The following is an 11993-nucleotide window of genomic DNA, read 5'->3' as shown; positions in this document are numbered from 1 at the left end:
TATATGAGTATTTTAGAACAAGTACAGCCAATTGAAACGATGTTACCAGAGCGTTATTACACGATGTCAACGGAAGATATGGAAAAGCGTGTTCGTGAAATTAAAGAGAAAATGGGGAAAATGTTATTCATTCCAGGGCATCATTATCAAAAAGATGAAGTGGTACAATTTTCAGATGCAGTAGGGGATTCACTTCAGCTTGCGCAAGTTGCAGCGAGCAATAAAGACGCAAAATATATTGTGTTTTGCGGGGTGCACTTTATGGCGGAAACAGCAGATATGTTAACGACAGATGATCAAGTTGTCATCTTACCAGATATGCGTGCAGGTTGTTCGATGGCGGATATGGCAGATATTGAACAAACAGAAAGAGCATGGAAAGAGCTCACGAAATTATTTGGAGATACGATGATTCCGTTAACATATGTGAACTCTACAGCTGCAATTAAAGCGTTTTGTGGTCGTAACGGAGGAGCAACAGTAACATCTTCTAATGCAAAGCAAATGGTATCTTGGGCGTTTACTCAAAAAGAACGTCTCGTCTTTTTACCAGACCAACATTTAGGGAGAAATACAGCGTACGATTTAGGTATCCCGTTAGATAAAATGGCAGTATGGGACCCACACACAGATTCATTAGAGTACGATGGGGATATAGAAGAAATTCAAGTAATTTTATGGAAAGGGCATTGTTCTGTTCATCAAAATTTTACAGTGAAGAACATTGAGAGCGTACGAAAAAATCATTCTGATATGAATATTATTGTACATCCAGAATGTTGCTATGAAGTTGTAGCTGCTTCAGATTATGCAGGCTCAACGAAATATATTATTGATATGATTGAATCAGCGCCACCTGGTAGCAAATGGGCGATTGGTACAGAAATGAATTTAGTGAACCGAATTATTCAGCAACATCCAGATAAAGAAATTGTTTCACTTAATCCATTTATGTGTCCGTGCTTAACGATGAACCGAATTGATCTGCCTCACTTATTATGGGCACTTGAAACGATAGAAAGAGGAGAAGAAATTAACGTTATTAGCGTAGACAAACAAGTAACGGCAGAAGCGGTTCTTGCATTAAATCGTATGTTAGAGCGTGTGTAAAGCAACGGTATTCCTGTTGCTTTTTTTCATACATATAATCATAACGAGAACGAAATGGGCATACATTGTTTTGAAGAAATCATTGTGGTTCTTTATGCTTATTCCGCTTCGAATGATATTGAAAATCGAAGAAGTGATAAAAGTGAAAAGAAGTTAATGTTATTTAGAAAGAGTTACTTCATGAGATTTGTTACTTATAGATAAGTTATACAGGAGGGGGAAAATTTGAAAATTCATATCGTGCAAAAAGGGGATACCCTTTGGAAAATTGCGAAAAAGTACGGAGTGGATTTTGACACGTTGAAAAAAACAAATACACAACTTAGTAATCCAGATTTAATTATGCCAGGTATGAAAATTAAAGTGCCATCCAAGAGTGTTCACATGAAACAACAGGCTGGAGCAGGTTCAGCGCCTCCAAAGCAATACGTAAAAGAAGTGCAGCAAAAAGAATTTGCAGCAACACCAACTCCGCTTGGAATAGAAGATGAAGAAGAAGTTACGTATCAATCAGCACCAATTACACAGCAGCCAGCTATGCAACAAACACAAAAAGAAGTGCAAGTAAAACCGCAAAAGGAGATGCAGGTAAAGCCGCAAAAAGAAGTACAGGTGAAACCACAGAAGGAGATGCAGGTAAAGCCACAAAAAGAAGTACAGGTGAAACCGCAAAAAGAGGTGCAAAAAGAACAGCCAATTCAAAAAGAAAAACCAGTTGAAAAACCGTCTGTTATTCAAAAACCACCTGTGATAGAAAAACAAAAACCGGCGGAAAAAGAAAACACGAAGTTTTCGGTAAATGTATTACCGCAGCCGCCACAACCACCAATAAAACCGAAAAAAGAATATAAAATTTCAGATGTAATAAAAAAAGGAAGCGAGTTAATTGCTCCTCAAATTAGTAAAATGAAACCTAACAATATCATTTCTCCGCAAACGAAAAAAAACAATATAGTATCGCCGCAAGTGAAGAAAGAAAATGTAGGAAATATAGTATCGCCGCAAGTGAAGAAAGAAAATGTAGGAAATATAGTATCGCCACAAGTGAAGAAAGAAAATGTAGGAAATATAGTATCGCCACAAGTGAAGAAAGAAAATGTAGGAAATATAGTATCGCCGCAAGTGAAAAAAGAAAATGTAGGGAATATAGTGTCACCGCAAGTGAAAAAAGAAAATGTAGGGAATATAGTGTCACCGCAAGTGAAAAAAGAAAACGTAGGGAATATAGTATCGCCAAATGTATCGAAAGAAAATGTAGTTATTCCACAAGTCATACCGCCAAATATTCAAATGCCAAATATTCAAATGCCAATCATGGATAACAACCAACCACCGAATATAATGCCAATCATGGATAACAGCCAGCCACCGAATATAATGCCAATTATGGATAACAACCAGCCACCGAATATAATGCCAATTATGGATAACAACCAGCCGCCGAATATAATGCCGATTATGGATAACAATCAAATGCCGAATATGATGCCGATCATGGATAACAATCAAATGCCGAATATGATGCCGATTATGGATAACAATCAAATGCCGAATATAATGCCGATTATGGATAACAATAAACCACCCAATATGATGCCCTATCAAATGCCGTATCAACAGCCCATGATGCCGCCGAATCCGTATTATCAACAACCAAATCCATATCAAATGCCATATCAGCAAGGAGCGCCGTTTGGACCGCAATATACGTCTATGCCAAACCAGAATATGATGCCAATGGATAATAATATGCCGCCGCTTGTGCAGGGTGAGGAAGATTGTGGATGCGGAGGAGAAAGTAGACTATATAGTCCACAACCAGGCGGTCCGCAATATGCGAATCCTTTATATTACCAACCAACTCAGTCTGCATATGCACCACAGCCAGGAACGATGTATTATCAACCAGATCCACCGAATGTATTTGGAGAGCCTGTTTCAGAAGAAGAGGACGAAGAAGAAGTTTAAAAAGGCGGGAGTATTCCCGCCTTTTTTACATTCCTGTTAATTAAGAAAATGAAGTTTTTTTATGAAGTGCTAGAAAATTCCCAGTGAAATATTAACAGTGTAAAAACCTTCTCGGTTACTCATCATAAGAGGGAGCTTTTCAGTAGAGAAGCTCATTCTAACAGAGGGGGTTTTTGTATTGAATACGAAAGTAAAAGTGATTGCTGCTTCTTTGTTAGTTACCAGTGCATTAGCTGCATGTGGTACACCGAAAGATAACAATGCAATGGATGGACGTAACTACAATTACGAGCGTACATCTTATAATGATACACACCAGTATCGTGATAATGTGACACGTAATGATCGTTATACAGATTATGTAACATATAGAAATGGTCGTAACGATACAGGATACAATTATTATCGAGATGTAAATTACAATGGACAAATTGCTAATCCGCATCCAACTCGTAATATTACAATGAACAATTCATACATTAACAATGATGGTAAAACAGCTGAAAGAATAACAAATCGTGTGAAACGTATGAATAACGTAGACCGTGTGTCTACAGTTGTATATGGAAACGATGTAGCGATTGCGGTAAAACCACGTAACACAGTGACAAATGAAACGGCGATGGCTAACGAAATTCGTCAAGCTGTTGCAAATGAAGTTGGAAACAGAAACGTATATGTTTCTGTAAGAAATGATATGTTTACTCGTGTCGATGCAATGAGTACGCGTCTACGTAACGGTACAGTTACAAACGATTTTAATCGTGACATAGTGAATATGTTCCGAGACATTCGTTACGGTTTAACTGGTACAGTGCGATAACAAAACAAAAGAGGAAGGGATAGCCCTTCCTCTTTATTCATCGTTGTCTTGTAAGCGACGTTTTTTAATAAAATAACTAACGGAATAAGAAACTAAAAAGCATATGAAAAGAATACTACCTGTTGAAATAGCTTCAAATAGAGGTCTTTCTGGACTGAAAATAATATAAATAATAGCCGTAACGATTCCTACAATAAGGGAGTGGAAGACAAGTTTGTAATAAGGAGTTAACTGTATTTCCTTTTCGCCTTCTTCTACATCGATTGAAACACTTAACTGTAAATAAGCAAGTAAAATACTTGTAAACATAAATAATAGCCACAATGGAGATTTCGTAATTTGATCAATGCCTTCAGTGAAACCGATATAGCCTAAAATTCCAACTACGCCAATGTATTGAAAAAGAAAGACAATACGTATGTTTTTTAACATTTGAAGAATGAGGCGTTCATCCTTTATTTTTTTCATAATATTCATCCCCTGCTTATTATGATTTCGCTGTCACATTAATTGTAATATATATATATATTGCAATTATCAATTTATAATTTACATAAAATAATTTGGATGAAAGAGGAAATAAAATATTTTTATAAACATGTTGCACTTATACTTTATTAATGTTATATTAGCAAAGCGATGAGCTAATTTACGTAAGACGAGAGATATGCTTAAGTGCTAAACACGCGAATGTGGTCGCCTGGTCTCTCGCCGTAAACGCATCAAGACGCCTGCTTTGCAGGCGTCTTTCATTTTATATAAAAGTAAATGATACATGCAGATGAGGTAAACCCTTATCTGCATTTTTTATTTTTCGAAAGAAATGTAATATGGATAAAACCCCCATTTCCGGAAAAACTACTAATGAAAGTATGATCTTGCCTAAAAGAGGTGAACGGAAATGAAATGGATACTGATTGCGATGCAAGCTTTCGTTATGATGTTTTGTTTCGTTTATGGAACGAATGTGAAGGCGGAAGGGCCAGTACCAGAAGTAACGAAAAAAGAACCTGAGGTTACAATTTTATTAGAGCGTATGTATGTTGATGGCGAAGTAAGCGAAGAAATACTTACAGAAAAAGTGACGGATTTAGAAAAGTTTTTACAGCAGTATAAAGAATGGCAGCTCGTTGATCGTGATGATGTACAAATTGTATTGCAAAAGAAAGTTGATGATATTTCTCCGTTATTGAAAACGAGCGGGTATTTTGGTGTTTCAGAGGAAGGGATATTACAAATTTTCAAAGGTGTACCGAAAAGTGATAATGCGATCCATTCTTTCTTTCAAATTGATATGAAAAAGCTTGAGAGCTATGAACGTGCGAAATTGAAACGTGGCATTCGTATTAAATCAAAAGAAGGTTTTGTGAAGACGATTGAAAAAATGAAGCAATACGCAGTTCAAAGTAAGAAAAAAAGCAGCTCATGGTGAGCTGCTTTTCTTCTTATTTGTTTTTAGCTAAAATTTCTTTTGCGATTTCATCAATTAGCATATCTTTTCCGATTGGATTGAATGCTTTCGTATTGAAGACTTCATTTGATACTTCATATACGTGATTATTTTTAACTGCTTTATTGTCTTTCCAAACGGCACTGTTTTTGTAGTCTTCGTAAACTTTATCAGCTTCGCCGCCGAAGTTTACAATAAACATTTGGTCAGGCTGGAATGCAACTAGACCTTCTAGTGATACTTGCGCCATCGTTTGTTTTAAATCCGTACCTTTTGTTGCTGGAAGTTTTAAGTCATTAAAGATGATGTCACCGTATCCGAAGCTACCGTATACACGGAAGTTTTGTGGTGTAACTGCAACGAACATAAAGTTCTCATCTTTTGTTTTCTCTTTAATTTTTTTAGATAAAGAGTCTGCTTTCTTATCGTAGTCTGCAATCCATTTGTCTGCTTTCTTCTCTTCGTCAAATAGCTTACCTACTTCTTTAAACTTACCACGCCAGTCTTCTAAGTTTGTTTCTAGAACAACTGTAGGTGCAACCTTTTCTAGTTGATCATAAATTTTTAATTGACGGTTGTTTAAAATAATTAAGTCTGGTTTTAAAGCAGTAACAGCTTCTAAATCAACTTTAGGTGCCCAGTACCAACCTACTGCTTTTACTCCATCTAACTTGTCTGTTAAGTGATTTTGGATTTTATCTTTATATGTATTTGCTGTACCAACAGGTTTGTGTCCAAGAAGTAATAGTTCTTCTGTTGATCCAGATAAGTCAACAATTCTCTTTGGATTTACTGGAATTGTAGCTTCACCTTTAGCATGTTTTACAACTTTTGTTTTCGGTTGTTCTTTTGCCTTCGATTCTTCTTTTTGAGAAGAACAGCCAACGATAGAAAGAACAACGAGCATAATAGTAAATAAAATAAATAGCTTACGTTTCATCCTGATGTAACCCCTTTAATTAGTATTGATAATCATTATCGACTTCTGTATATTAAGGTGCTTTAACCTTTCTGTCAATGGAAAATAACAGAAGTTTCAAGTGGAGAACATTTGTTGGGGCAGTCTCGCTTTTCTATCATTAAATATGTTAAAATGGAATACATGATTTAAGAGGGAGAGATCGTATTTTGTTTGAATATGTTACAGGTTACGTGGAGTATGTAGGGCCGGAATATGTCGTAATTGATCATAATGGAATTGGTTATCAAATTTTCACACCAAATCCGTATGTATTTCAAAGAAGTAAGCAAGAAATCCGTGTCTATACATATCATTATGTGAGAGAAGATATTATGGCACTTTACGGGTTTAAAACACGTGAAGAGCGTTTATTATTTACAAAGTTGTTAGGCGTGTCTGGCATTGGGCCAAAAGGAGCTCTTGCAATTTTAGCTTCTGGTCAAACAGGACAGGTCGTTCAAGCGATTGAGCATGAAGATGAGAAGTTTTTAGTGAAATTCCCAGGCGTCGGAAAGAAAACAGCACGCCAAATGATTTTAGATTTAAAAGGAAAACTAGCAGATGTCGTACCAGATGCATTTGTTGATTTATTCTCAGACACAGAACGTTTTGATGAGAAGAAAGGTTCATCAGCTGAGCTTGATGAGGCACTGGAAGCTCTCCGCGCACTTGGATACGCAGAACGCGAAGTTTCTCGTGTTGTACCAGAGTTATTAAAAGAATCATTAACGACGGATCAGTATATTAAAAAGGCACTTAGTCTTTTACTAAATGGTAAGAGGTGAGTATAATAGTCGAACGTCTTCTTTCAAGGGAATCTGCATAAGGAGATGCGGTTGAAGATTTTCCATTACGGCCACAGACGCTCCGTCAGTATATTGGCCAAAATAAAGCAAAACATAATTTAGAAGTATTTATTGAAGCGGCGAAAATGCGTGAAGAAACGTTAGATCACGTGCTTTTATATGGACCACCAGGTCTTGGTAAAACGACGCTTGCGAATATTATTGCCAATGAGATGGGCGTTAATGTTAAAACAACTTCAGGGCCCGCAATTGGAAGACCAGGAGATTTAGCTGCTGTATTAACAGCGCTTCAGCCAGGGGATGTATTATTTATTGATGAAATTCATCGTTTGCATAGATCAATTGAAGAAGTATTGTATCCTGCGATGGAAGACTTTTGCCTTGATATTGTAATTGGAAAAGGGCCTTCAGCACGTTCTGTACGCCTAGATTTACCGCCATTTACATTAGTTGGAGCAACAACACGTGCTGGAGCATTATCGGCACCGCTTCGTGACCGCTTCGGTGTACTTTCAAGGGTAGAGTACTACACAGTAGATCAGCTTTCTGCGATTGTTGAACGTACAGCAGAAGTATTTGAAGTTGAAATCGATTCGTTAGCTGCATTAGAAATTGCAAGACGTGCTCGTGGTACACCTCGTATTGCGAATCGTCTTTTAAGACGTGTACGTGATTTCGCGCAAGTTCGTGGTAACGGAACGGTTACGATGGAAATTACACAAATGGCATTAGAATTGCTGCAAGTAGATAAATTAGGTCTAGATCATATTGATCATAAATTACTGCTTGGTATTATTGAGAAATTCCGTGGCGGTCCAGTTGGATTAGAAACGGTTTCAGCACCAATTGGAGAAGAATCTCATACGATTGAAGATGTGTATGAGCCGTATTTATTACAAATTGGCTTTTTACAACGAACGCCAAGGGGCCGAATTGTAACGCCGCTTGCGTATGAACATTTCGGAATGGAGATACCAAAAGTATGACGGAGATGCCAAAGCTGCTTATTACAGCCGGGATCTTACTCATCGTTGTTGGATTAGCTTGGAAGTTCATTGGAAGGCTTCCAGGCGATATTTTTGTGAAAAAAGGAAACGTTACCTTTTATTTTCCTATCATTACATGTATTGTGTTAAGTATTGTATTATCTTTTATTATGTATATAATAAATCGATTTAAATAAGAAATAGGTGGATATAGCTATGGATATAAATCTGTTTGATTTTCATTTACCAGAAGAACTTATTGCACAAGTCCCGTTAGAAGATCGTGAAACATCAAGATTAATGGTGTTAGACCGTGAAACAGGTGATATTGAGCATAAACATTTTACGGATATTCTTTCTTACTTACATGAGGGGGATTGCTTAGTTTTAAATGAAACGAAAGTTATGCCTGCTCGTTTGCACGGTGTGAAAGAAGATACAGGCGCGCACATTGAAGTACTTCTTTTAAAACAAGAAGAAGGTGATAAGTGGGAAACGCTTGTAAAGCCAGCGAAACGTGTAAAAGAAGGAACTGTTATTTCTTTTGGCGAAGGGAAATTAAAAGCAACTTGCACAGGAACTGCAGATCAAGGTGGACGCCAGCTTGAATTTTCATATGATGGCATCTTCTATGAAATTTTAGATGAACTTGGGGAAATGCCGCTTCCTCCATATATTAAAGAGACGCTGGAAGATCGCGATCGCTATCAAACAGTATATGCGAAAGAAATCGGTTCAGCAGCAGCGCCGACTGCGGGACTTCACTTTACAGAAGAGTTACTTGAGAAGTTAAAGCAAAAAGGCGTTCAGTTAGCATTCATTACACTTCACGTAGGACTTGGAACATTTAGACCAGTTTCTGCAGACACGATTGAAGAACACCATATGCACGCAGAATATTATCATATGTCTGAAGAGACAGCGGCATTATTAAATCGTGTGAAACAGAATGGTGGACGTATTATTACTGTAGGTACGACATCAACTCGTACGTTAGAAACAATTGCAACAGATCATGACGGTAAGCTCTGCGCCGCTTCTGGATGGACAGATATTTTCATGTATCCGGGATATGAATTTAAAGCAATTGATGGTTTAATTACAAACTTCCATTTACCGAAATCAACATTAATTATGCTTGTAAGTGCATTTGCAAATAGAGATAATGTACTTCATGCTTATAATGAAGCAGTAAAAGAAAAATATCGTTTCTTTAGCTTCGGTGATGCAATGTTCGTTGCATCTCACGCTAAAATGAGAAACAAATAAAAGGAGTAAGTTATGACAGCAATTCGTTATGAATTTATTAAGACATGTAAACAAACGGGTGCCCGTTTAGGTCGTGTGCATACGCCGCACGGTTCATTTGATACACCAACATTTATGCCAGTTGGTACACTTGCAACAGTTAAGACAATGTCACCAGAAGAATTAAAAGCAATGGATTCTGGCATTATTTTAAGTAATACGTATCATTTATGGCTACGTCCAGGTCATGAAATTATTCGTGAAGCAGGCGGCTTGCATAAATTTATGAACTGGGATCGTGCAATCTTAACAGACTCTGGTGGTTTCCAAGTATTCAGTTTAAGTGACTTCCGTCGTATTGAAGAGGAAGGCGTTCACTTCCGTAATCACTTAAATGGAGATAAATTATTCTTATCACCAGAAAAAGCGATGGAAATCCAAAATGCATTAGGTTCAGATATTATGATGGCATTTGATGAGTGTCCACCATTCCCAGCTACTTTTGAATATATGAAGAAATCTGTAGAGCGTACGAGCCGCTGGGCAGAACGTTGCTTAAAAGCGCATGAACGTCCGCAAGATCAAGGTTTATTCGGTATTGTACAGGGCGGGGAGTACGAAGAGCTTCGTCGTCAAAGTGCGAAAGATCTTGTTTCAATGGACTTCCCTGGTTACGCTGTAGGTGGTTTATCTGTTGGTGAACCGAAAGATATTATGAACCGTGTTCTTGAGTTTACAACACCACTTCTTCCAGATAATAAGCCTCGTTACTTAATGGGTGTAGGTTCTCCTGACTCGTTAATCGATGGCGCAATTCGTGGTATTGATATGTTTGACTGTGTACTTCCAACTCGTATCGCTCGAAATGGTACATGTATGACAAGTGAAGGTCGCCTTGTTGTAAAAAATGCGAAATTCGCAAGAGACTTCGGTCCGCTTGATCCAAACTGTGATTGCTACACATGTAAAAACTACTCACGTGCGTACATTCGTCACTTAATGAAATGTGATGAAACGTTCGGAATTCGTTTAACGTCTTATCACAACCTTCATTTTCTGTTAAACTTAATGGAGCAGGTGAGACAAGCTATTCGTGAAGACCGTCTTGGCGATTTCCGCGAAGAGTTCTTTGAACAGTATGGCTTTAATAAACCGAATGCTAAAAACTTCTAATACATAATTTAAAAGGAGGAACAAAAGATGAATGCAGGTATGATGAATATCGTTATGATCGTTGCGATGTTTGCGATTTTCTATTTCTTATTAATTCGCCCGCAACAAAAACGTCAAAAAGCAGTTGCTCAAATGCAAAGTGAGTTAGCAAAAGGTGATGCTATCGTAACAATCGGTGGTTTACACGGTACAATCGAATCAGTAGATGAGACAAAAATCGTTATTAAATCTGGTGGTTCACACTTAACTTTCGATCGCAATGCGATTCGTGAAGTTGTGAAAAACTAATGTGGAAGGCCCTGCATGAAATGTGCAGGGCCTTTTTTAGTTACTTTGCTTTGACATATTTACACCGAAAATACCACCGAGTGTACTCGCCCCCATTAATGCTAATTGATATAGTAATTGTGAGTTCGATAAGGTTTGAGAAAAGCCTAAATAGTTAACTAGAAAGACGAGTATAGTGAACGTGAGCCCTGTTGTGAAACCTACTAGCCAACCTTTTCCTTGAGCCTTTTTGCCGGCAGTAAATCCAGACATAAGCATAGATAAAAGAGCGAGTATAAAAATAGTAACGGTTAATGTCCCTTCATTTATATTCGTAAACTTTAATAAAAGAGCCATAATCATACTAGTAATAGATGCGAGAATTAGTAGCGTAACAATACCGAAGCCAATTGCAGTTGATAATTTTTTCGTTCCATCCATTTATGCATTCCCCCTTTTTAATACAAGCATATTTTCCTTTTGCTCAAGTTAGACTAGTTTCTTTTTTATAGGGGAGTCTATACGTAAAAAAGGAGATGTAGAAATGGAATGGATATCGGTAATTGGACGGACAATGCTTTTGTATATCATCATCTTAATTATTTTTCGTCTTATGGGTAAACGTGAGATAGGAGAGCTAAGTGTATTAGATTTAGTCGTATTTATTATGCTTGGAGAAATGGCTGTAGTAGCAATTGAAAATACCGATAAATCACTTTTGCATCAATTAGTTCCGATGACTTTTCTTATGTGCATACAAATCATTTTGTCAGTCATTTCATTAAAGTTTCAACGATTTCGGCATTTAATAGAAGGTGAACCAGCAATTATTATTAATGCGGGAAAGATTGATGAAAAAAAGATGAGAAACCACCGATATAATATTGATGATTTAATGATGCAATTAAGGGAACAAGGAGTTGGAGATATTCGGGATGTAGAATATGCTATTTTGGAACCGTCTGGGAAGTTATCTGTCTTTCAAAAACAAAAAAATAAACAAGATACATTGCAGTTTACGCTTCCTCTTATTATTGATGGAGAAATTCAATCTAGTCATTTACAAATGATTGAGCATACAGATGAATGGCTTATTGAGAAATTAAAAAACTTAGGTTATAACGATATAACACAAATTTTATACTGTAGTTTTCAAAATGGACAATTTTTTGTTGATGTAAAAGAAAATTAGAGACTTATC

The 11993-nt window shown here is 37.0% G+C and carries 12 protein-coding genes and 2 pseudogenes; 11 read left to right on the top strand and 3 right to left on the bottom strand.

The genetic code is table 11. From position 1 onward, the window contains the following. The first annotated feature begins 3 nt into the window (after nt 1-3). The 3 genes and pseudogenes from nadA to BC_RS22080 all read left to right on the top strand — a co-directional run bounded on the left by nadA (nt 4) and on the right by BC_RS22080 (nt 3901). On the top strand, nt 4-1110 hold the full coding sequence (gene nadA, locus BC_RS22090) for a quinolinate synthase NadA (RefSeq protein ID WP_000025341.1): 1107 nt from the start codon (nt 4-6) through the stop codon (nt 1108-1110). 225 nt (nt 1111-1335) lie between these two features. Further along, nucleotides 1336-1492 (top strand): annotated as a pseudogene (safA, locus tag BC_RS28470) (SafA/ExsA family spore coat assembly protein); the annotation flags it as partial. A 1764-nt stretch (nt 1493-3256) separates the two neighbouring features. After that, complete coding sequence (locus BC_RS22080; RefSeq protein ID WP_001093536.1) at nt 3257-3901, top strand: YhcN/YlaJ family sporulation lipoprotein; 645 nt, start codon at nt 3257-3259, stop codon at nt 3899-3901. A 33-nt stretch (nt 3902-3934) separates the two neighbouring features. Here the strand turns inward: BC_RS22080 and BC_RS22075 are convergent, their stop codons facing one another. Continuing rightward, nucleotides 3935-4369 (bottom strand): hypothetical protein, encoded by a 435-nt coding sequence (locus BC_RS22075; RefSeq protein ID WP_000721223.1) that lies wholly within the window; start codon nt 4367-4369, stop codon nt 3935-3937. A gap of 433 nt (nt 4370-4802) precedes the next feature. On the opposite strand from BC_RS22075, the gene BC_RS22070 reads away from it, so the two are divergent. Beyond that, the gene (locus tag BC_RS22070; RefSeq protein ID WP_000871192.1) at nt 4803-5333 is read left to right on the top strand and encodes a BofC C-terminal domain-containing protein; all 531 of its coding nucleotides are present in this window, start codon (nt 4803-4805) and stop codon (nt 5331-5333) included. A 13-nt stretch (nt 5334-5346) separates the two neighbouring features. On the opposite strand, the gene BC_RS22065 is transcribed toward BC_RS22070, so the two are convergent. After that, nucleotides 5347-6291: an iron-hydroxamate ABC transporter substrate-binding protein gene (locus tag BC_RS22065; RefSeq protein WP_000823606.1), complete on the bottom strand. Its 945-nt coding sequence runs from the start codon at nt 6289-6291 to the stop codon at nt 5347-5349. 188 nt (nt 6292-6479) lie between these two features. Between BC_RS22065 and ruvA the strand changes: the two genes are divergently transcribed. The 6 genes and pseudogenes from ruvA (at nt 6480) to yajC (ending at nt 10813) form a co-directional block, all read left to right on the top strand. After that, nucleotides 6480-7097 carry a Holliday junction DNA helicase RuvA gene (gene ruvA / locus BC_RS22060; protein ID WP_000464511.1) on the top strand — a complete coding sequence of 206 codons (618 nt, stop codon included), beginning with the start codon at nt 6480-6482 and terminating at the stop codon, nt 7095-7097. A gap of 5 nt (nt 7098-7102) precedes the next feature. After that, nucleotides 7103-8104: pseudogene (ruvB, locus tag BC_RS22055) on the top strand (Holliday junction branch migration DNA helicase RuvB). Further along, nucleotides 8101-8301 (top strand): DUF2905 domain-containing protein, encoded by a 201-nt coding sequence (locus BC_RS22050; RefSeq protein WP_000138162.1) that lies wholly within the window; start codon nt 8101-8103, stop codon nt 8299-8301. Before ruvB ends, BC_RS22050 begins: the two are co-directional and overlap by 4 nt. Before the next feature lie 19 nt (nt 8302-8320). Then, the gene (queA, locus tag BC_RS22045) at nt 8321-9373 is read left to right on the top strand and encodes a tRNA preQ1(34) S-adenosylmethionine ribosyltransferase-isomerase QueA (protein ID WP_000354017.1); all 1053 of its coding nucleotides are present in this window, start codon (nt 8321-8323) and stop codon (nt 9371-9373) included. A gap of 12 nt (nt 9374-9385) precedes the next feature. Further along, nucleotides 9386-10525, top strand: a complete 1140-nt coding sequence (gene tgt / locus BC_RS22040; RefSeq protein WP_000125365.1) for a tRNA guanosine(34) transglycosylase Tgt — start codon at nt 9386-9388, stop codon at nt 10523-10525. Nucleotides 10526-10552: 27 nt separating this feature from the next. Beyond that, nucleotides 10553-10813 (top strand): preprotein translocase subunit YajC, encoded by a 261-nt coding sequence (gene yajC, locus BC_RS22035; RefSeq protein WP_000991115.1) that lies wholly within the window; start codon nt 10553-10555, stop codon nt 10811-10813. 36 nt (nt 10814-10849) lie between these two features. Here yajC and BC_RS22030 read toward each other — a convergent pair whose 3' ends face one another. Beyond that, nucleotides 10850-11233: a TIGR04086 family membrane protein gene (locus BC_RS22030; protein ID WP_000349148.1), complete on the bottom strand. Its 384-nt coding sequence runs from the start codon at nt 11231-11233 to the stop codon at nt 10850-10852. Between the two features lie 103 nt (nt 11234-11336). Between BC_RS22030 and BC_RS22025 the strand changes: the two genes are divergently transcribed. After that, a complete protein-coding gene (locus tag BC_RS22025; protein ID WP_000454832.1) occupies nt 11337-11984 on the top strand; it encodes a DUF421 domain-containing protein in 648 nt (215 codons plus the stop codon). The last annotated feature ends 9 nt before the right edge of the window (nt 11985-11993 follow it).

This window comes from Bacillus cereus ATCC 14579, assembly GCF_000007825.1.
GTDB classification, from domain to species: Bacteria; Bacillota; Bacilli; order Bacillales; family Bacillaceae_G; genus Bacillus_A; species Bacillus_A cereus.
Note: the sequence above shows the minus strand (reverse complement) of the source record. Positions and strands in the feature narration are given on the sequence as shown.